This is a genomic window from Catellicoccus marimammalium M35/04/3 (genome assembly GCF_000313915.1).
In the GTDB taxonomy this organism is placed as follows: Bacteria; Bacillota; Bacilli; order Lactobacillales; family Catellicoccaceae; genus Catellicoccus; species Catellicoccus marimammalium.
On sequence record NZ_AMYT01000007.1, the window covers coordinates 1 to 22,926 of the forward strand.

Genomic DNA, 22,926 nt, shown 5'->3' on the forward strand with positions numbered 1-22,926 from the left:
CTTTTTTTGTTTAAAAGGAAATTTTATCTATCACCAATTAACGATGGAGACTTAGCTCAGCTGGGAGAGCATCTGCCTTACAAGCAGAGGGTCAGCGGTTCGATCCCGTTAGTCTCCATACGTGAAAAAGCAGTGCTTTAGGCACTGCTTTTTTTTATTTTCTTAATTTATCCACGACGAGAAGCGTCTTCCATGACATCTCCATAAATAGGAGTAGGTAAGCCAAAACCACCAGCAACAGGAATTAATTCTCCAGTAATGAATGAAGATTGATCGCTCGCTAAAAAGACAGCTAGGTTCGCAATATCATCTGGTGTTGCGACACGTTTTAATGGCACGTGTTTTAAAAATGTATTTAAGAATGATTCACTCATATTATTTAGTGCAGCATCGGTTGCAACCAATCCTGGTAGAATAGCATTTGCGCGAATTCCATTTTGAGCGTATTGAACAGCAATATTTTTGGTTAAAGAATTTACTGCAGCTTTTGATGTGCTATAAGCTAAACGAGAAATATCAGGTGTATTTCCAGCGACAGAAGAAATATTAATAATAGAACCTTGATTTTGTTCTTGCATATAAGGAATTGCATATTTACATGTATAGTAAACACTTGCTAGGTTAATATTGACGACATCAAAGAATGCTTCGCTGTCTCCTTCTAAAAGTGTTAAATCTTTTTTTGTATCTGTATGGCCAAAGTTATTGATCAAAATATCAATTTTTCCTTCTTTTTCTGCGACTTCTTTCATCATTGGTTCATAAGATGAAAAATCATAAGCATCATAAATAACATGGCGATAACGATCGTTTTCAGCATGTAATTCTTGTACTAATTTACGATTTTTCTCACTATCACGAACAGCCATATAAACAATGGCACCTTCTTCTACTAAACGATGAGAAATAGCTAAACCAATTCCACGACTGGCAGCAGTTACAACCGCAACTTTATTTTCTAACATGTTAAGTCCTCCTTTTAATTCATAACTTATATTATAACAGAAAGAATCAGGAACAAAAAAAAACACCGCTCATGGCGGTGTTTTTATTTATTAATGAACAAGTAATACATCACAAGGTGCATGATGAGTTACATATTTTGTAGTACTTCCTAAAAGGATAGCATCACTTAATTTTACTTCATTATTTCGACCTAAAAGAATTAAATCAGCCGCTAATTCATCTGGTAATTCATGACTTAATACTTGTCTTGGATCACCGGTAACAACATAAGGATGGATTCTTTCATCATCTTCTAGATGAGCTTTTTTAATTTCGTTGATTACGAAATCTTTATGCTTTTGAATGTGATAATCTTCAATATTATCTTCATTTTCAATAGGAGCAGCTACTCCATTCATTCCTAAAAGTTCATCTGGATAACTAATAACATTGACGACATAAATGTTTGATTGATCATTAGCAAGCATTGGTAATTTTTTAAATAAACGTTGTGCTGTTTGATCATTATCAATTGCTAAAATAATATTATGATAACACATAACTATCCCTCCTACTTTTATTGTAGGATTATGTGTAAAATTTTACAAGCAAAAAGGGAAACGATTACATTTTTATACTGCGTAGAATGTAATATCCCTTATCTTTAGTGATAATTTCAACATTTCCAAAGACTTCTTCCATTTTCTTTTGCGCGCTAGGTGCTCCTTGTTTTTTTTGAATCACAACCCAAAGTTCTCCTTGTGGTGCTAGATGTGAATAGGCTTCTTCTAAAATAGTATGAACTACTTTTTTACCTGCACGAATTGGTGGGTTTGTAACAATATAATGATAATCGTTTTTCTCTACATTACGGTAAGCATCAGACTCAAAAATATGAGTTTCTTTTTGGACTCCATTTTTTAAAGCATTATGACGAGCTAAATCCATAGCACGTAAGTTTACATCAACCATATCTACAGGAATATGATAAATTTTTGCCAAGGTAATTCCCATTGCTCCATAACCACAACCAACATCTAATAATGTTCCTGTAATTTCCTCATGGGTTTGATAAAACGCTTGTAATAAAACACGAGAACCATAATCAATTGCATTCTTAGAAAAAACACCATTATCTGTGCGGAATTGAAGTGTTGTATCAGCAAAAGAAAAAGGAATCGTTTCATAATGATGAGCTAAAGATTCATCATTGGTATAATAGTGATTCATAATCAAATCTCCTTCATTTTTCTATTGATTGGAATATTTTCCTGTATTACAATAATGTTAATTATACAAAGGAGTTGCAAATGGAATCAATACCTATTACTTACGATTATTATGCGAGAGAAGAATGGGCTAATTTAAATCATCAAAAAATGGCAATTCCTCTATCTGAAGAAGAGTTACAAATTTTGATTAGTACACAAGATCAACTAAATTTACAAGATATACAAGAGATTTATCTTCCGTTATTACATTATTTAACATTAATCTATGAAGAATATCGATCTTTACAACAAAAAAGAGCTTCTTTTTTGCAAAAAAGAAATACTTCCATTCCTTTTATTATTGGGATTGCAGGGAGCGTAGCAGTAGGGAAGAGTACACTTGCTCGTGTTTTACAAGTACTATTAGAAAGAATTTATGGTCTATCTGTTTCCTTGGTGACAACAGATGGTTTTTTGTATTCTAAATCTGAATTAGAACAAAAAGGATTATTAGATCGTAAAGGATTTCCTGAAAGCTATGACATGCCAAAATTATTGCACTTTTTAGAAGAATTAAAAGTAGGAAAAAAAGAAGTACATGCTCCAATTTATTCTCATGAAAAGTACGATATTATCCCAGATGAAGTGATTACCATCTGCGAACCAGATATTGTGATTGTAGAAGGAATTAATGTTTTACAAAATCCTTGGAATGAACGAATTTATATCAGTGATTTTTTTGACTTTTCTATTTATTTAGACGCAGAAATTTTTCGCATCCAACAGTGGTATTGTGATCGATTTTTGTTATTGCGAGGAAATGAATTTGCAACAAAAGAAGAAGCCATTCGTATTGCAACAAAAGTTTGGAAATCTATCAATGAGAAAAATCTTTTGGAATATATTTTACCGACAAAATATCGGGCAGATTTGATATTACATAAGACGAAATCTCATTTTATGGATTATATTTTATTAAAAAAATGATAGGAGGGATTGGGTGGCCATCGAGAATACAGATATGGAAAAAATTATTGTATTAGACTTTGGAAGCCAATATAATCAGTTAATTACACGTCGTATTCGTGAATTTGGAGTTTACTCTGAATTATTAAGTCATCGTCTAACAGCGAAAGAAATCCAAGAAATGAAGCCAAAAGGAATTATTTTTTCTGGTGGACCAAATAGTGTCTACGATGAAAATGCATTCCATATTGATCCAGAAATTTTTGAATTAGGAATTCCTATTTTAGGAATTTGTTATGGGATGCAATTAATGGCTCATAATCTAGGTGGAAAAGTAGAATCCGCAGAAAGTAAAGAATATGGACAAGCTTTTATTGAAGTATCTGATGATGCAGTCTTATTCCAAGATACACCAAAAACACAACAAGTTTGGATGAGTCATGGAGACTTAGTAACTGAAGTACCTACTGGATTTGAAGTCGTAGCGACAAGTGAAAACTGTCCAATTGCAGCAATGCAAAATAAAGAACGTAATTTCTACGCATTACAATTCCACCCAGAAGTACGCCACAGCGAGTACGGAAACGATATTTTACGTAATTTCGCCTTTTCTGTTTGTGGTTGTTCTGGAGATTGGACAATGGATAACTTTATCGATATGCAAATTGAAAAAATTAGAGCTCAAGTAGGCTCAGAAAAAGTATTATTAGCATTATCTGGTGGAGTAGATTCTAGTGTCGTAGGTGTTCTTTTAAATAAAGCCATTGGCGATCAATTAACTTGTATCTTTGTAGACCATGGTTTATTGCGTAAAGGCGAAGCAGAACAAGTAATGGATATGTTAGGTGGAAAATTTGGCTTAAACATTATCAAAGTAGATGCGAAAGACCGCTTCTTATCTAAATTAGAAGGAGTTTCTGATCCAGAGCAAAAGCGTAAGATTATCGGAAATGAATTTATCCGTGTCTTTGATGATGAAGCAGCTAAATTAGAAGGAATTCGTTGGTTAGCTCAAGGAACTCTTTATACAGATATTATTGAAAGTGGAACAGATACTGCACAAACCATCAAATCTCACCATAATGTAGGTGGATTACCAGAAGATATGCAGTTCCAATTAATCGAACCATTGAATACTTTATTTAAAGATGAAGTTCGAGCTTTAGGATTACAAATGGGAATGACAGAAAATGTAGTTTGGCGTCAACCATTCCCAGGACCAGGATTAGGAATTCGTGTCTTAGGTGAAGTTACCGAAGAAAAATTAGAAATCGTACGTGAAAGTGATGCTATTTTACGTGAAGAAATCCAAAAAGCAGGATTAGAACGTGATATTTGGCAATACTTCACAGTTTTACCAGGAATTCGTTCTGTCGGAGTAATGGGTGATGGACGAACTTATGATTATACTATCGGAATTCGTGCAATTACTTCTATTGATGGAATGACTGCAGACTTTGCTCGTATCGATTGGGATTTATTACAAAAAATCTCTGTTCGTATCGTCAATGAAGTCGCACACGTGAATCGTGTAGTTTATGATATTACAAGTAAGCCACCAGCAACTGTAGAATGGGAATAATAAAGAAGGAGGACATCCTCCTTCTTTTTTTCTTCTATTAGTAATCACTCATTTTTTATTGCTCTTTTTTTATCTTTCATAGTGCAAAAGATTCGATCTTTTCGATTTTTATTCGCTTTATTGATTCTAATATTGATTTATTACCTGTATTATTTCTTAACAAAATCTTTTGCTTGGAAAAATGTAAAAGAACAAAAAAGAACGTAATCCCTTGATTTTGTTAGTTCTTTCTCTTTTTGAATATAATATAGAACACATACTGAGAAAAAAATGAGTTAAATTTTAATCAAATTATAATTTTAATGAGAAACTTCTTTATTTTTGTTTAATATTCATAAAAAATCAAGAAAACGATTACAAAACTGTATAATATGCATATAAATTGAATTTATTTATTAAAACGTTATCTTTCTAACATAAAAGTGTTAAAAAGATAACGTTTTCATTTTATGAACTCCATTATATTATAAGTGTGGTTGATAGATAAAACCTAATAAACAAAGTGGAGGTTAGTAATATGGAACATCCTATTCATGTTATGTCAGAAATTGGCAAACTGAAAACAGTTATGTTACATCGTCCAGGTGCGGAAGTTGAAAACTTAACACCAGATTTGATGGAACGCCTATTATTTGATGATATTCCTTATTTACCAATCGCTCAAGAAGAGCATGATTATTTCGCTAACACATTACGTGAAAATGGAACAGAAGTTTTATACTTCGAAAAATTAGCTGCTGAAGCGATTGACGCAGGAAATGTTAAAGAACAATTCCTTAAACAAATGTTAGATGAGTCTGACATTGAATCACAATACATCTACGATGCATTGTACGAATATCTAATTTCAATGAACACACAAGATATGATTGATAAAATCATCGCTGGTGTTCGTGACATCGAATTAGATTTAGGCAACGATCACTCATTATACAGTGTAGTAACTGCTGACGATCGTTATCCATTCTTAATGGATCCAATGCCAAATACTTACTTCACTCGTGACCCTCAAGCTTGCATGGGTAACGGTATTACAATCAACAAAATGACTTTCGCTGCTCGTCAACGTGAATCATTATTAACAGAAATGATTATCAAACATCACCCACGTTTTGCTAACAAAGGTGTAGAAGTTTGGTTAAACCGTGACCAAAAATGGCATATTGAAGGTGGAGACGAATTAATCTTAAACGATGAAACAATCGCAATTGGTATCTCTCAACGTACAACTGCACAAGCCATCGAAAGATTAGCTCGTAACTTATTCGCTAAACACAGCAACTTCAAACGTGTATTAGCTGTTAAAATTCCTAACAACCGTGCAATGATGCACTTGGATACAGTATTTACAATGGTTGACCGTGATAAATTCACAATTCACCCAGGTATCCAAAGCAATGGTGGAGAAGTAGATACATACATCTTAACACCAGGTGAAAACGATACAATCAACATTGAACATCGTTCTGACCTACAAAACATCTTGAAAGAAGTTTTAGGAGTTTCTGAATTATTACTATTACCTTGTGGTGGTGGAGATGCAATCATCGCTCCTCGTGAACAATGGAATGATGGTTCTAACACATTAGCAATCGCTCCAGGTGAAGTAGTAACTTATAACCGTAACTACATTTCAAACGCTTTATTACGTGAAAACGGAATTAAAGTTCACGAAGTTATTTCAAGTGAATTATCTCGCGGTCGTGGGGGCCCACGTTGCATGAGCTGTCCAATTGTTCGTGAAGATATTTAATTTAGAACTTATTTAAATAATGATGTACGGCAGGCGAGTGCCTAACCTCGCTCGCCTGTCATTTAATGATTATATTCGGAGGGAAAAAAATGAATTCAGTATTCCAAGGAAAAGACTTTTTAGCAGTTAAAGATTTTACACCAGCAGAAATCGAATATTTAGTAGATTTTGCTATTCATTTGAAAGAAATGAAAAAAAATAACATTCCTCATCGTTACTTAGAAGGTAAAAACATTGCTTTATTATTTGCAAAAACTTCTACTCGTACACGTTCAGCGTTTACAGTAGCTTCTAACGATTTAGGTGCTAACCCTGAATTCTTAGGTGCAAACGATATCCAATTAGGTAACAAAGAATCTATCGAAGATACAGCTAAAGTATTAAGCAGCATGTTCGACGGAATTGAATACCGTGGATTCGCTCAATCAGACGTTGAAGAATTAGCTGAATACTCAACAGTTCCAGTATGGAATGGTTTAACAGACAAATGGCATCCAACACAAATGATCGCTGACTACATGACAATCAAAGAAGAATTTGGTTATCTTAAAGGCTTAACATTAGCTTACGTTGGTGACGGTCATAACAACATGGCTAACAGCTTAATGGTATGTGGTGCTATGTTAGGTGTTAACGTTCACATCGTTGCTCCAGATTCATTACAACCATCAGAAGATGTTGTTGAATTAGCAAACAAATTCGCTGCAGAATCAGGTGCTCACATCTTAGTAACTAGCGACATCGACGAAGGTGTTAAAGGTGCTAACATTATGTACGCTGACGTATGGGTATCAATGGGTGAAAGCAACTGGGAAGAACGCGTTAACTTATTAAAACCTTACCAAATTAACATGGACATGATGAAGAAAACAGGAACTCCTGATGATGAATTAATCTTCATGCACTGCTTACCAGCATTCCATGATACAAAAACAGAATATGGTAAAGACGTTGAAAAGAATTACGGTATGACAGAAATGGAAGTTACTGATGAAGTATTCCGTTCTAAATACGCTCGTCAATTCCAAGAAGCTGAAAACCGTATGCACTCAATCAAAGCAATTATGGCTGCTACACTTGGAGACTTATTCATCCCACGTGTGTAATAGAAAGTACTTAATATCATAAACAGTACTCAATTGGAGGGTAGGGACACCATCTTATAGGATTGGGTTCTTACCCTTATTTTGTTAATATAGTGAATGAACAGTGAGAATTTTTGCTGTTCTAGATCTTTGACAGTTGTATAAAATTCTCTATCTGTTCACTGATTTTAAAGAAGAGGTGAGAAGAATGGCAGAAGAAAAAGAGAAAAAACTAGGTCTTGTTGAGTTAACAATGCTTGTTATCGGTTCTATCATCGGTGGAGGAATCTTCAACTTAATGACAGATATGGCAGTTGCCACATCATTAGGTGGAATGATCATCGGTTGGATTATTACTGGTATCGGTATGGCATTCTTAGTACTATGTTTCGAAAACTTGAATGAAAAACGTCCAGATTTAGAAGCAGGTATTTTTAGTTACGCTAAAGAAGGTTTTGGAGATTACATGGGATTCAACTCCGCTTGGGGTTATTGGTTATCTGCATTTTTAGGAAATGTTGCTTACGCTACGCTATTATTTAGTTCTATTGGTTTCTTTATTCCTATCTTTGGTAATGGTCAAAACTTAGCTTCAGTAATTGGTGCATCTATCTTACTATGGGGTGTACATTTCTTAATTACTAAAGGGGTTGAATCTGCTGCGTTTATCAATAAAATTGTTACTTTTGCGAAATTAATTCCATTAGCAATCTTTATCGTAGCAGTAATTCTTTCATTCAAACTTGGCTTATTTACACAAGATTTCTGGGGAACAGTAAGTGGTAAATTCGAATTTGGTCCAGTAATGCAACAAGTTAAAGCTTCAATGGCTGTAACTGTATGGGTATTCATCGGTATTGAAGGTGCCGTTGTTTTATCTGGTCGTGCGAAAAACCGTAAAGATGTTGGTAAAGCTACAATCTTAGGTTTAATCACAGTATTATCAATTTATTGCTTAATCACAGTATTATCATTTGGTGTAATGTCTCGTACAGGATTACAACACTTAACTCAACCTGCAATGGCTGAATTATTAGAACAATTAGTTGGTCATTGGGGAGCAATCTTAGTTAATATTGGGGTTATCGTTTCTGTATTAGGTGCTTGGTTATCATGGACAATGTTCTCAGCAGAATTACCATATCAAGCAGCTAAAGAGGGAGCTTTCCCTAAAGCATTCGCTAAAGAAAACAAAAATGGAGCACCTATTAATTCATTAATCTTTACAAACGTATTAGTACAATTATTTATCTTTACATTCTTGATTAGTGATCGTGCTTACAATTTCTTATACACATTAGCAACATCTGCAATCTTAATTCCATATGCATTAACTGCATTCTACCAATTAAAATATTCTATCCAAGAAAAACAAGGTACACCTAAACGTACATGGAATATTATCATTGGTTTATTAGCAAGTATCTACAGTGTGTGGTTGATCTACGCAGGTGGTACAACATACTTCTTATTAACAATGTTATTATTCTGCCCAGGTATTTTAGTATACGCATGGGTACGTAAAGAACAAGGTAAGAAATTATTCAAACCTTATGAATGGGTAATCGCAATTATCGTTATTGTGTTATTCATCTTTGCTATCTATCAAATTATGACAGGTGCAATCGACATTAATAACTTATAATAAGAAAAGGATGAGTAGCAGTCGTTACGCTACTCATTCATTAAGAGGAATTTCCTCTTAAATGATTATCAACGTAAAATATAATCGACAAATAAAGGAGAATATAACAATGTCACAAAAAATCGTAGTCGCTTTAGGCGGAAATGCTATTTTATCAAAAGATGCTTCAGCTGAAGCTCAAAAAGATGCTTTACGTCGTACAGCAGAACAATTATTAAAATTCATCCAAAACGGAGATGCATTAACAATCTCTCACGGTAACGGACCTCAAGTAGGTAACTTGTTATTACAACAACAAGCTGCTGATTCAGAAAAAAATCCAGCAATGCCATTAGATACATGTGTAGCTATGACTGAAGGTAGTATCGGTTTCTGGTTACAAAATGCTATGTTAGACTTATTACGTCAAAACAACATTGATAAAGATGTAGTATCTTTAATCACTCAAGTAGAAGTTTCTGCAGAAGATCCAGCATTTGCTAACCCAACAAAACCAATCGGACCATTCGTTACAGAAGAAGAAGCAAAACAAGCAATGGCTGAAAATGCGGATACAACTTATAAAGAAGATGCAGGTCGTGGATGGCGTAAAGTTGTTGCTTCACCAAAACCAATCGACATTTGCGAAAAAAATGTTATCAACTCATTAGTTAACCAAGGCGTAATCACAATCAGCGTTGGTGGTGGGGGAATCCCAGTAGTTAAAAAAGATAACAAATTCGTTGGTGTAGAAGCAGTTATCGACAAAGACTTCGCATCAGAAAAATTAGCTGAATTAATCGATGCAGATACATTATTAATTTTAACTGCTGTAGATAATGTTTACATTAACTACAACAAACCAGATCAAAAGAAATTAGAAGAAGTTTCTGTTGAAGAAGCTGAAGAATACATTGCACAAGGTCAATTTGCTGCAGGAAGCATGTTACCAAAAGTAGAAGCTGCTTTAGCATTCGTTAAAGGACATAAAGACCGTCGTGCAGTAATTACTTCATTAGATAACATTGAAGAATTTATCAAAAACGGTGCAGGTACAGTAATCGTAGACCGTTAATTATAAAAAATTAAGGTAGAATTTGGGATGAAAACATTATTTTTAGACATTTTAAAACATCGTCCGTACTCAGAAGAGGGACAATTTTTACAAAATAAAATTATTACTCGTCGATATCCAAAAAACCAAGTTTTATTCTATCAATGGGAGGACGCACAGTGGATATATATGCCTGTTGATGGATTAGTGGTGTTAAATCGATATGAGGATAATGGTGATTTGCTTTACCACGGATTGGTATTGCCTGATACTTTCTTTCCTTTAACCAATGTCTTTGGGCAAGAACAATACGAGTATGAAGCAATGACATTAACTGAAGTTGAAACATGGCAAATGAAAAAAGAAGATTTCATCTTATTTTTAGAACGTTTTCCCCAATACTACCCACAATTATGTCAAGATTTAGTGAAGATCAATAGTCGTCTAGAAGAGAGATTGCATTTCTTAATGGTCGCAAGTGCCAAAGAAAGAATAGAGAATATTGTCCTAAATCTAATTGAAGATTATGGCGTCCAGCAAGGAGACTGGAATGTGTTACCATGGCCGATCACGGTAACAGAAATTGCGCAAATTAGTGGTACCACAAGGGAAACTGCTTCTTTAGCAATGAATCAACTACGCCGTAATGGTTCTATTCGTTATGAACATAAGCAACTCTCTTTACCAATTTAAGAAAATTCAAAGAAGAAGTGGATATCAATTTTTGGTATCCACTTTCTTTTTTGTAAATTGTAGAATATAGTTTTTTTTGAAGCGTTTAGTGGTAAAATAATAAAGATGGTGTTAAATTAAAAAGATGTAAATTTTTAGAAAGTTGGAACAAAATGACAGAGGAAAAGATGGAAGTTTCCACAGATGATTATGTGGATTCAGAATCAAAAGAAGAACTTGTTCATGAAGAGATAGAAGAAAATAATAATATTGTTAAAGGTTCATTATGGATGACCATCGGAAGTATTACTTCTCGACTATTAGGAGCTGTTTATATTATTCCTTGGTATGCTTGGATGGGTGAACATGCGGAAATGGCTAATAGTTTATTTGGGAAAGGATACAATATTTATTCTTTCTTCTTGATGATTGCGACGGCAGGAATTCCAAGTGCTGTAGGGAAGCAAATTGCCAAATATAATGCTTTAAATGAATATCGACTAAGTGATCGTCTATTCCGAAAATCATTGGGATTGATGTCTATTTTTGGCTTTATTTTTGCGGCCGTCATGTTTTTTGCAGCACCTGTTTTAGCGCAAGGAGATATGAATTTAGTGCCGACGATGCGAGCACTGAGTTTATCGGTGTTAATTTTCCCATGTATGAGTGTCGTTCGTGGTTACTTTATGGGGAATCAAGATTTGATGCCAAGTGCTGTTTCGCAAATTGTTGAACAATTCATTCGTGTATTTTATATGCTATTAATGACTTTCATTATTATGAAAGTTCTTTCTGGAGATTATGTCGCAGCCGTGACTCAATCTACCTTTGCTGCGTTTGTCGGAATGATTGGTTCTTTTGCCGTTCTAGGTTACTTTTATTGGAAGGGCCGTAAAGAACGAAGTATTCGAATGGCGAATAGTAATAATGAATTGAGTGTTTCTACTACTTCTTTGATTAAAGAAATGTTGATTGAAGCCATTCCCTTCATTATTATCGGTTCAGCGATTCCTTTATTTAAATTGGTCGATCAATATACCTTTGAACCAATGATGAAGCAGTTTACTAGTTATTCTAGTACGCAATTAAAAGAGATGTTTAGTATTTTAAGTGTCAATCCAGACAAATTGACAATGATTATCATTTCTCTAGCGACTTCTTTATCTGCTGCGAGCTTACCAGTAATTACGGAAGCTTTTATTAAAGGAGATCGTAAAGGAGTAGGGAAATTATGTAGTGAAAGTATTCAATTATTTTGTCTTGTAATGTTCCCTGCAATTGTTGGAATGTCGATTGTTGCTGTTCCAGTATATACAATCTTTTATGGACATAACATGTTAGGATCAGAAGTGCTGATTGCTTGTACCGTCTCGAGTTTAGTCTCTGGTTTCTTTATGTTATCTTCTGTTTTATTACAGGCGATGTTTATGAATCGTCAATTGTTAATTGAATTGGCCATTGGATTTATTGTTAAATGTATCATTCAATATCCATGTATTTATGCTTTTAAAATTTATGGTCCAATTATTGCAACAACGATTGCTTTTTGTATTACGGATTTACTAATTATTCGTTCGTTAACCAAAGCATCAGATATTCGTCTATCTCTTTTAGGCAAACGATTATTATTAATTTTATTAATGACTACCCTTATGGGAGTGGGAACTTTTTTAGCCGAACATTTATTATGTCAATGGTTATCTCCTGCTTCTCGACTTGGCGCAATGGTTTTATTTGCGATTTGTTTAGGTGTAGGAGTAGTTATCTACGCATATTTTGTTTTAAAAACAAGAATTGGCGATGTCTTATTAGGACAAAAAATTGGCGGATTACGCCAAAAATTAAGAATCAAGTAAAGAAGACGAAGATTTCGTCTTCTTTTTTTATCATAGAGGTGAAAGCATGAGAATAGATCAATTATTGAGTAAAGTAGGTTATGGTTCAAGAAAAGAAGTGAAGCAACTCTTAAAAAAAGAAGAGGTTTGTTGCGATGGAAAACGAATTAAAGATGGAAAGTACCAAGTGGATCCAGAACAACAACTCATTACGGTGAATCAAGAAAAAATTCAATACCAAAAATATCGTTATTACTTACTAAATAAACCCAAAGGATGTGTTTCAGCCACAGAAGATGCTCAGCATCGAACGGTTCTTTCGTATTTAAAAAAAGAAGACCAAAAAGAAGTATTTCCTGTGGGACGATTAGATAAAGACACAACTGGACTTTTATTATTAACTAATAATGGAGAGTTGGCCCATGAATTACTTGCTCCCAAAAAACATGTAGATAAATTATACTGGGCAAAAATTGATGGTCCTGTTACAAAAGAAGCACAAGAGGCTTTTGCTAAAGGAATCTCTCTCAATGAAAAAGAACAAGCAAAGCCAGCGCAGTTAAATCCTTTAGCGCAAAAAGAAGGGGATTGGGCAGAGGTTACGATTTCAGAAGGGAAATTTCACCAAGTCAAACGAATGTTCCATGCAGTAGGAAGAGAAGTCTTAGCCTTAGAAAGAAGAAGTATGGGGCCTTTACAATTGCCCAATGACTTGGCTCAAGGTGAGTATCGACCACTCACAAAAGAAGAACTTTCGGCTTTAGAACGTCTTACAGGGATAGAGTTGTAATATAATATTCGTATCTATCGGAAAAATATGCTAGAATGGGAGTAACATGAGAGGGATATCTCATATATAGGAGGAATTTTTATGACTGTAGATTTTAAAGCAGAAGTAGAAAAACGTTGGGATGACTTATTAGCTGACTTGAAAACAGTATTAGCAGTTCCAAGTGTACGCGATGATAGTCAAGCCACAGAAGATGCTCCATTAGGACCTGGTCCACGTGATGCATTATTAAAATTTTTAGAAATTTTTGAACGTGATGGATTTAAAACAAAAAATGTAGATAACTTAGCAGGTTACTTAGAATACGGTGAAGGCGACGAAATGTTAGGAATTATCGGACACGTCGACGTTGTTCCTGTAGGTGACGGCTGGGATTCAGATCCATTTACACCAGTAATTAAAGATAACCGTATTTACGCTCGTGGTTCTAGTGATGACAAAGGACCTACAATGGCCGCTTACTACGGATTAAAAATTATTAAAGAATTAGGTTTACCTGTTTCAAAACGTATCCGTTTAATTTTAGGTACAGACGAAGAAACAGGTTGGACAGGAATGACTCATTACTTAGAAACAGAAGAAACTCCAGACTTTGGTTTCTCTCCAGATGCTGAATTCCCAATCATCAACGGAGAAAAAGGGAACATGGTAATGAACATTCATACAAAAGGAGCAAATGATGGAGCTTACCAATTAATTAAATTTGATGCAGGTATGCGTCCAAACATGGTTCCTGATTTAGCAGTAGCAATGGTTCAATTCCCAGAAGCAGAAACAGATGCTCTTGTAGATGCATTTGGTGCTTTCTTAGATGAATCTCCAGTAACAGGTAAAATTGATATTGATGATAACATTGCGACAATTACTGTTAATGGTAAAGCAGCTCACGGAGCAAAACCAAATACAGGAATTAATGCAGCAACATTCTTAGCAACATTCTTAGCGAAATATGACTTCAATGGAGCTGCTCGTGACTACTTAGGAATCATCACTGATTTATTACATGAACAACCATTCGCTGACAAACTTGGTTTGAAAGAATGCGACGAAAACATGGGAGATTTAACAATGAACGTTGGTATCTTCAAATTTGATCAAGAATCTGAAGATAACACAATCAACTTAAACTTCCGCTTCCCTACAGGAACAGATGAACGTATCGCTAACCAAGTTGGTGAAAAAGTTGCTCCTTACCATGCAACAGTGAACTTAGAACCAGGTACACACGTTCCTCACTACGTACCAGGAGATGATCCACTAGTACAAACATTATTAGATGTTTACCATGAACACACAGGATTACCTGCTCATGAACAAGTAATCGGTGGTGGTACTTTTGGTCGTTTATTAGAACGAGGCGTGGCTTATGGTGCAATGTTCCCAAATAGTATTGATACAATGCACCAACCAAACGAATTTATGGATTTAGACGATTTATTCCGTTCTGCAGTTATTTATGCAGATGCAATTTATCGCTTAGCAAAATAAGATAAAGATGAGAAAAGGGTCTATTTTTAGACTCTTTTCTTTACTTTTTGCGTTCTTTTCGTCATAATAAATAAAAAAATTTAATCGAGGATAAGAAAATGAATAAAGAAAAAATTGCTATTTTGGTGGATTCTGCTTGCGATGTACCGCAATATTTACAAGAGGAATTACCGATTTATTGTGCTCCAGTAACGATTCAATATCCAAATGAATGTTACTTTGATCGCGTAAATATTACACCTGATGAAGTTTATGATCGATTAGAAAAAGAAATTCCTACAACTTCTTTACCTACTGGAGAAAATGTCGAAAAAGTATTAACACAAATTCAAAAAGATGGTTATGAAAAAGTCATTGCTTTTACGATTTCTTCTGCTTTGAGTGGAACGTATCGATTTATTGAGCTGATGTTAGAAGATAGCCCATTAGAAGGAAAAGTGATTGATACAAAAAGTATTGGAATTGGTAGTGGTTTATTTGCAATTGAAGCGGCTCAGTTAGCAGAATCAGGTCGTACTTTTGCAGAAATTGTGCGTACTTGTAGTGAAACAAAGAAAAGTAAGGTTTTCATTAGTTTAAGCACGTTAGAATATTTACAAAAAGGTGGACGCATTGGTCTTGTTAGTGCAAAAGTAGGACAGTTACTGAAAGTAAAACCCATTATTTCTTGTAACCATGAAGGAGTGTATTACACAGCCGCAAAAGTAAGAGGAAAAAGAAAACGAATCCCTGAATTATTAAAATTAGTGGATGAAGTGCTCGATGAACATGGACAACATCCATTTGTTTTAGCAGTTGCACATGGAAAAGATGACCAAGCTGAAGCATTATATGAGGAAATGAAAGAACGTTATAGTCACGCTCAACATATTTATTATGGAGACATTAGTCCTGCTTTGGGCGTACATACAGGACCGGGCCTATTGGGCGTAGGAATTTATTTTTTAGGATAGAGAGGAAGGCTTCCTCTCTTTTTTGTTATAATAAAAAAGAGGTGAGATTATGAAATTTATGCATATTGCGGATTTACATCTCGATCGACCTTTCGAAGGAATTCAACATATTTCTTCTTTTTTACAAGAAAAATTTCAGGAAAATAGTGCCCAAGTGCTAGAGAATATTTTGCAGACGGCTATTGAAGAAGACATCGATTTTTTATTGATTGTTGGAGATACTTTTCATCAAGCACATGTCAGTTATGAAATGCAAGAACTATGGGTGCACTTTCTACAACAGTTAATCGATGAAGGAATTCAACCTTGTGTTGTTTTTGGGAATCATGATTATTATGACCCAGCGCGCTATTGGTTAACATGGCCAGAAGAAGTGATTTATTGGGACTCAGAAGAAGTAGAGACAAAATATATTGAATCGGCCACAGGAGAGCTGATTGCGATTAGTGCTTTTTCTTATTGTCATGCCCATATTAAAGAGGAAAAAGCAACACAATTTCCTTGGCGCGATGAAGAAGTAGATTATCATTTGGGATTATATCATGGTCAACAAGGGCAAAATGAATATGCCCCTTTTCAATTAGAGACTCTAAAAAGTCGAGGATATGACTATTGGGCATTAGGACATATTCATCGTTATCAATTGTTATCAGAAAGAATTGCGTACAGTGGAACGATTCAAGGGAAATTACGCAAGGAATGGAATTTAGGACGAGCAATTATTGGAGAATTGAATGCAGGGCGATGTGACATTCGTCCTGTCTTATTATCTCCACTGTATTATCAAAAGATAGAAATAACGATTACGAATCAAACGATTGCAGAATTGATTCAAGAAATGCACCAACAATGTCTCTATCAAGGGGATACTGTGGTAGATGTAGAATTGATTTTTACAGAAGAAAGTGATGAGGCGGTAAAAGAAGAATTAGAATCTGCAGATTTTCGTCATTATTTATATCAAGGATTAGCGACAGGAGAGCATCTCTTTGTCATCTCTTTACGTTATCGTTATCCTTCTTCTTCCTTCCACTTTTTAGATGAAAAATTAAAAGAAGAAATTGCTCAGCATTATCAAGAAGAAGAGTTGTTTTCTGCTGTAGGAGAGATTATTTTTCAAGATGAATCCCTCGCACCCTACACAAAAATGCTAATGCAAAATCGTCATTCTATTATTGAAGAAGCGTTGGATTCGTTAGAAGAAGATTTAAAGGAAATACAAGATGAAAATTAAAGAAGCATATATTAGCCAATTTAAAAAGTGGCAGCAAAAAAAGTTTATCTTTTCAGACCATTGGACACATATTACTGGAGAAAATGGAGCAGGAAAGACGACGCTTTATGAATTTTTATTTAGTATCCTTTTTGGGTTTAAATATTTAGAAAGCTCTGAATATTTACAAAGTGATGCGGGTGGATATTTGATTATCGAAAAAGAAGGCATACAGTATCAAGTAGAACGCTACTTACATCAGCATCGAGGTAGAGCGACAGTGATTCAACTACCAGAACGCTCAATTATTGGCTATGAAGAAGTATTACAAGAATTATTAGGCGTAAAAGTGCAAGAAGCCAAAAATATTTATATGTTTGACGCCATGAATGTAGCACAACAAAAAATTCATGAGGCAGATTGGCAAGCGTATATTCTTTCTTATGCTTTTTCTGGTAGTGATCAACTCTTTGCCTTAGAAAAGAAATATCAAAAAGAACAAAAAGGATATTATAAAATTCGTAGCCAAGCAGGGAAAATACAACAACTACAACAAGAAATTCAATATTTACAACGCAAAATTGAAGAAGTAGAAGCAAAACAACCGCCGATTTGGTTAGAACAACAAGCACTACAGGTGCAACAAGAACTACGGCAATTAGAAAGAGAATATTCTTGTGCTATGCGGGCAGAAGAATTAACAAAAGTAGTTCAAGAAACAGAATTATATTTACCTTATGAAGAAACGCTCATCCAAGTACTCCAACAGTTGGATACAGAAGAGTCGATTCCTGATCATATTGACGAAAAAACTTTTCAACAACTTGTTTCTCATTATCAAAAGATGAAACAACAGCGACAAAAATATCAAAAGATTCAAAAGCGTTATCAACAATTTGCCAAAGTTTATTCGCAATGGAAAGAGGCGCAACAAGCAAAAATAAAAAAACAAAAAGTATTCCTTTTCAGTGGTATTTTTGTTACACTGATTGGCTTTTTTCTTTTGCTATATCGGCCAACGATATGGAAAGGGTTTTTCTGGATAGCTTGGTTGATATGTTTTATTGTTTTAGTTTTAAAACAAGATAATAAAATCCCTAATAATCAATCTTTTATTCAAAAAGCAAGTCAATTAGCAGGACAAAATATTACTGATTTATCTATGGCGGATACCTATCTCGTATCGCTACAAAAACAGCGTATCGCCTGTATAGATTTTTCTCCATTTTATCCACATTTATCTTTAGAAGGCCTATCTTTTAAAGAAAAAATTATCCACATTCATCAATTTTTAGTGGAACAAAAACATTGGATAGAGCTAGAAAAACAAAAACAGCAGAAGACAGAAATACAAAATGTGGATAAAATTATGGCCAGCGTCCCAAACTTCTCTTTTGAAAACAATGAACAAACAATTGTTTTCTGTAAATCTGTTTTAAAACAGGTTTCGGAGTATTCTCGACACGCAACAGAATTGTGGAAAGTTTCAGAGCAAATTCCAACGGATTTTTCGAAAAGAGAATGGGAACAAAAAATTGAGAATAAAAAAACAGAATATAGAGAATGGATGGCTCAAAAAGAAGAACAAACTTCAGGAAAAGAAATGAAACTTTGGTACCAAGAGAAAAGTCAAAAAGAAGCAGAACTCTACCAAGAATTAAAATCTTATCAAATGTTATCATTAAAACTGAATTGGGTTCGTGATATGAAAGAAGAACTGGAAGGAAACCAGTTACAATTATTATTACAAAAGGCCAGTTATTACTTATCTAAATTGATTGGTAAAAATATCCAGGTACAATTTAAAGATCAGAAGTTAGTGTGGAAAGAAAAAGATCAAATCTATCAATTAGGCCAGTTATCCTTAGGAACAAAGAGCCAAGTGATTACTGCTTTACGTTTTGCTTTTATTTTGAGTCAAAAAGAAATTGAGTTTCCAATTTTTTTAGATGAAGCTTGGGCTTTTTATGATGAAAAAAGAAAAGAAAGATATTTTCTTTTATTACAAAAGATTAGTGAGACAAGACAAATTTTTACCTTTGCTCATGAACCGTTAGAAATGGAAAATATAAAAATGATTCAATTGGAGGAAGAATAATGTTACGAGATTATCAAGAAGGAGATTATGTAGAAACTCCCGTCTATGTGGAAATGGTGGAAAAAAGAGAAGACCGAAAAGGGAATTTTTATCTTTCCTTATTAGTGCGAGATAAAAGTACCTCTGTTAATGCTAAATGGTGGAATGTACCAGAAAATGAGCAACTCCAAGAAGGAGAAGTGATTTTAGTTCAAGGAAGAATGACGCTTTTCAATGAGAAAAAACAATTGAAAATTCAAAAAATTCAAAAAATTACTGAAGGAGAAGCCGCTGATCCAAGTCAATATCAAAGAATTGTACACAAATCAAAAGAGGCATTGATGCAAGAATGGAACGAAGCTTGTAATGAGATTACTAACGAGCGTTATCGTTATTTATTAAAAGAAATTTGGCGTCAAGAGCGTGAAAAAATTAGTACCTATCCTGCTGCTAAAAGTTTTCACCATGCGTATTCACAAGGATTAATGACACATACCTTATCGATGTTTCATGTCGCAAAAGCAATTTGCCAATGTTACCCTTATTTGCATAAGGATTTATTATTAACCGGAGTGTTATTCCATGATTTAGGAAAGATTGATGAGTTTACCCAATCCAATCAACCGCAATATTCTTTAATTGGAAATCTAGTAGGTCACATTGTTTCAATTGTAGAGCGTATTGATGAGTTGAGCCTAGAACAAGGATGGGATTTAAACGAAGAAGACTTGATTAGTCTAAAACACTTGATTTTGGCTCATCATGGGAAAAAAGAATATGGTTCTCCAATTGAACCTAAATTACTAGAAGCAGAAGTACTTCATTTTATTGACCATTTAGATGCAACGATTGAAATGATTCATACAGCACTATTAGATACTCCAAAAGGTGAATTTACTGAGCGTCTAGCAGGTCTAGATTATCGACAATTTTATCATTTGCAAGATGGAGAAGAATAAGAAAGTAAGGAAGAAATATCTTTTTGTTGATTGCTTATAAAGAGGGCTTTTGATAAAATGAGAGAGAAAAAAACGGAATAAAATCCGTGCATGTCTTACGTAATGAAACTAGAATCTATGGCACCATGGTAACAATCGCTGTTATTCTAGGTGCCTTTTTTTAATAAGGAGGAAGAATATGCCTTACAACCATCATAAGATTGAAAAAAAATGGCAAAAATATTGGCAAGAAAACCATACGTTTAAAACTGGGGAAGATCCAGAAAAAGAAAACTTTTATGCCTTAGATATGTTCCCTTATCCATCTGGTCAAGGGTTACACGTTGGGCATCCAGAAGGATATACAGCGACAGATATTTTATCTCGTTATAAACGTGCTCAAGGGTATAATGTATTACACCCAATGGGTTGGGATGCATTTGGTTTACCAGCAGAGCAATATGCGTTAGATACAGGAAATAACCCAGCAGATTTCACACAAGAAAATATTGATAACTTTAAACGTCAAATCAATTCTTTAGGCTTTAGTTATGATTGGGATCGTGAGATCAATACTACAGATCCAGAATACTATAAATGGACACAATGGATTTTCACTAAAATGTATGAAAAAGGCTTAGCCTATGAAGCAGAAATTCCAGTAAACTGGTGCCCAGCTTTAGGAACTGTATTAGCCAATGAAGAGGTTATCGATGGAAAAAGTGAACGTGGTGGACACCCAGTATATCGTAAACCAATGAAACAATGGATGTTAAAAATTACTGCTTATGCAGATCGTTTATTAGAAGACTTAGATCTTGTGGATTGGCCAGAAAGCATTAAAGATATGCAACGCAACTGGATTGGTAAATCTGAAGGAGCAATGGTTCGCTTTGCTGTAGCAGATACAGAAGAATCTTACGAAGTATTTACGACTCGTCCAGATACTTTATTTGGTGTAACTTACTCTGTATTAGCTCCAGAACATGAATTAGTAGCTAAAATTACTACGCCAGAACAAAAAGAAGCAGTGGAAGCTTATGTAGAAGTTGCAGCGAAAAAATCAGATTTAGATCGTACTGATTTAGCAAAAGAAAAATCTGGAGTCTTCACAGGAGCTTATGCGATTCATCCGATTACAAAAGAAAAATTACCAATTTGGATTGGCGATTACGTTTTATCTAGCTATGGTACAGGAGCAATTATGGCCGTTCCAGCACATGACGAACGTGACTACGAGTTTGCTAAACAATATGACTTACCGATTCGCCCAGTGATTGAAGGTGGCGATGTAGAAAAAGAGGCTTACACAGGAGATGGACGCCATATTCATTCTGACTTTTTAGATGGAATGGATAAAGAAGAAGCGATTCAAGCAATGATTCAATGGTTAGAAGAACATCAAGTAGGTCACAAAGAAATTACTTATCGTCTACGTGACTGGTTATTCAGTCGCCAACGTTATTGGGGAGAACCAATTCCAATTATTCATTGGGAAGATGGAACAACAACAGCAGTTCCAGAAGAAGAATTACCACTACGTTTACCAGTAACAAATAATATTAAACCAAGTGGTACTGGAGAATCTCCATTAGCAAATATTGAAGAATGGGTAGAAGTAGTTGATCCAAAAACAGGAATGAAAGGTCGTCGTGAAACAAACACAATGCCACAATGGGCTGGAAGTTCTTGGTATTTCTTACGCTATATCGACCCACATAATAAAGAAAAATTAGCGGATTACGATAAATTAGAAAAATGGTTACCAGTAGACATCTATATCGGTGGAGCAGAACATGCTGTATTACACTTATTATATGCTCGTTTCTGGCATAAATTCCTTTATGATTTAGGTGTAGTTCCAACAAAAGAACCATTCCAAAAATTATTCAACCAAGGAATGATTTTAGGGGAAAATAACGAGAAAATGAGTAAATCTCGTGGAAATGTAGTGAATCCAGATGATGTAGTCGATCAGTATGGCGCCGACACGCTACGCTTATATGAAATGTTTATGGGACCATTAGATGCTTCTATTGCTTGGAGCGAAAATGGCTTAGAAGGAAGCCATAAATTCTTAGATCGCGTATGGCGTTTATTCATGAACGATCATGATGAATTAAGTGATAAAGTTCAAGAATCAGACGATACAACATTGACAAAAGTTTACCATCAAACAGTGAAAAAAGTATCTGCGGACTTTGATGCATTACATTTCAACACAGCCATCTCACAAATGATGGTCTTTGTAAATGAAGCGAATAAAGCTAATGTTGTTCCAAAAGAATATGCAGAAGGATTTATTCAATTATTAGCACCAATTGCGCCTCATATTTGTGAAGAAATTTGGGAAGCATTAGGTCATAACGAATCTATTTCTTATGTTCCATGGCCAACCTATGATGAAGAAGCATTAGTGGAAAATGAAGTAGAAATGATTGTTCAAATCAACGGTAAATTGAAAGCTAAATTCATGGCTAATGTCGATGAAGATAAAGAAGTATTAGAAAAAGCAGCATTAGCTTTAGATAAAGTACAAGAACAATTAGAAGGAAAAACAATCCGTAAAGTCATTGTGATTCCAAACAAAATTGTTAATATTGTTGCTAACTAATAAAAAAGATGGGATGGAGAAGATTTTTCTCCATCCTTTTTCTTTTTCTCTCAAGAAAACGATGCACAAGAGAAGTACCTATGTTACGATAGGTATGTTATGATTTTGGCAAAATAAAGAAGAAAG

General features: G+C 34.6%; 18 protein-coding genes and 1 tRNA gene. 16 read left to right on the forward strand and 3 right to left on the reverse strand.

Annotated elements, in window-relative coordinates:
* Positions 1–45 precede the first annotated feature (45 nt).
* A tRNA-Val gene (locus tag C683_RS00520) sits at positions 46–118 on the forward strand.
* A 49-nt stretch (positions 119–167) separates the two neighbouring features.
* On the opposite strand, the gene hdhA is transcribed toward C683_RS00520, so the two are convergent.
* The 3 genes from hdhA to C683_RS00535 form a co-directional block, all read right to left on the reverse strand.
* On the reverse strand, positions 168–965 hold the full coding sequence (hdhA, locus tag C683_RS00525; RefSeq protein WP_009488268.1) for a 7alpha-hydroxysteroid dehydrogenase: 798 nt from the start codon (positions 963–965) through the stop codon (positions 168–170).
* Positions 966–1,055: 90 nt separating this feature from the next.
* Complete coding sequence (locus C683_RS06315; RefSeq protein ID WP_009488269.1) at positions 1,056–1,505, reverse strand: universal stress protein; 450 nt, start codon at positions 1,503–1,505, stop codon at positions 1,056–1,058.
* A 64-nt stretch (positions 1,506–1,569) separates the two neighbouring features.
* A complete protein-coding gene (locus C683_RS00535; RefSeq protein WP_009488270.1) occupies positions 1,570–2,175 on the reverse strand; it encodes a class I SAM-dependent methyltransferase in 606 nt (201 codons plus the stop codon).
* A gap of 80 nt (positions 2,176–2,255) precedes the next feature.
* Between C683_RS00535 and coaA the strand changes: the two genes are divergently transcribed.
* The 15 genes from coaA (at position 2,256) to leuS (ending at position 22,800) form a co-directional block, all read left to right on the forward strand.
* Positions 2,256–3,143: a type I pantothenate kinase gene (gene coaA / locus C683_RS00540; protein ID WP_009488271.1), complete on the forward strand. Its 888-nt coding sequence runs from the start codon at positions 2,256–2,258 to the stop codon at positions 3,141–3,143.
* Between the two features lie 34 nt (positions 3,144–3,177).
* Positions 3,178–4,704, forward strand: coding sequence for a glutamine-hydrolyzing GMP synthase (gene guaA / locus C683_RS00545; RefSeq protein WP_040388539.1), 1,527 nt, complete (start codon positions 3,178–3,180; stop codon positions 4,702–4,704).
* Between the two features lie 517 nt (positions 4,705–5,221).
* Positions 5,222–6,457, forward strand: a complete 1,236-nt coding sequence (arcA, locus tag C683_RS00550) for an arginine deiminase (RefSeq protein WP_009488273.1) — start codon at positions 5,222–5,224, stop codon at positions 6,455–6,457.
* Between the two features lie 65 nt (positions 6,458–6,522).
* Positions 6,523–7,563: an ornithine carbamoyltransferase gene (gene argF, locus C683_RS00555; protein WP_040388530.1), complete on the forward strand. Its 1,041-nt coding sequence runs from the start codon at positions 6,523–6,525 to the stop codon at positions 7,561–7,563.
* A 187-nt stretch (positions 7,564–7,750) separates the two neighbouring features.
* Positions 7,751–9,187 (forward strand): arginine-ornithine antiporter, encoded by a 1,437-nt coding sequence (arcD, locus tag C683_RS00560; protein ID WP_009488275.1) that lies wholly within the window; start codon positions 7,751–7,753, stop codon positions 9,185–9,187.
* 109 nt (positions 9,188–9,296) lie between these two features.
* Positions 9,297–10,241, forward strand: a complete 945-nt coding sequence (arcC, locus tag C683_RS00565) for a carbamate kinase (protein ID WP_009488276.1) — start codon at positions 9,297–9,299, stop codon at positions 10,239–10,241.
* A gap of 27 nt (positions 10,242–10,268) precedes the next feature.
* Positions 10,269–10,913 (forward strand): Crp/Fnr family transcriptional regulator, encoded by a 645-nt coding sequence (locus C683_RS00570; protein WP_009488277.1) that lies wholly within the window; start codon positions 10,269–10,271, stop codon positions 10,911–10,913.
* Between the two features lie 152 nt (positions 10,914–11,065).
* A complete protein-coding gene (locus C683_RS00575) occupies positions 11,066–12,748 on the forward strand; it encodes a putative polysaccharide biosynthesis protein (protein WP_009488278.1) in 1,683 nt (560 codons plus the stop codon).
* A 46-nt stretch (positions 12,749–12,794) separates the two neighbouring features.
* The gene (locus C683_RS00580; protein ID WP_009488279.1) at positions 12,795–13,517 is read left to right on the forward strand and encodes a pseudouridine synthase; all 723 of its coding nucleotides are present in this window, start codon (positions 12,795–12,797) and stop codon (positions 13,515–13,517) included.
* 81 nt (positions 13,518–13,598) lie between these two features.
* A complete protein-coding gene (gene pepV, locus C683_RS00585) occupies positions 13,599–15,005 on the forward strand; it encodes a dipeptidase PepV (RefSeq protein WP_009488280.1) in 1,407 nt (468 codons plus the stop codon).
* A 98-nt stretch (positions 15,006–15,103) separates the two neighbouring features.
* Positions 15,104–15,958 (forward strand): DegV family protein, encoded by an 855-nt coding sequence (locus C683_RS00590; protein WP_009488281.1) that lies wholly within the window; start codon positions 15,104–15,106, stop codon positions 15,956–15,958.
* Between the two features lie 49 nt (positions 15,959–16,007).
* Positions 16,008–17,192: a metallophosphoesterase family protein gene (locus C683_RS06320; RefSeq protein WP_009488282.1), complete on the forward strand. Its 1,185-nt coding sequence runs from the start codon at positions 16,008–16,010 to the stop codon at positions 17,190–17,192.
* Positions 17,182–19,269: an ATP-binding protein gene (locus C683_RS00600; RefSeq protein ID WP_009488283.1), complete on the forward strand. Its 2,088-nt coding sequence runs from the start codon at positions 17,182–17,184 to the stop codon at positions 19,267–19,269. The genes C683_RS06320 and C683_RS00600 overlap by 11 nt, the downstream gene beginning before the upstream one ends.
* Positions 19,269–20,207 (forward strand): 3'-5' exoribonuclease YhaM family protein, encoded by a 939-nt coding sequence (locus tag C683_RS00605; protein ID WP_009488284.1) that lies wholly within the window; start codon positions 19,269–19,271, stop codon positions 20,205–20,207. Before C683_RS00600 ends, C683_RS00605 begins: the two co-directional genes overlap by 1 nt.
* Positions 20,208–20,385: 178 nt before the next feature.
* Complete coding sequence (gene leuS, locus C683_RS00610) at positions 20,386–22,800, forward strand: leucine--tRNA ligase (protein ID WP_009488285.1); 2,415 nt, start codon at positions 20,386–20,388, stop codon at positions 22,798–22,800.
* The last annotated feature ends 126 nt before the right edge of the window (positions 22,801–22,926 follow it).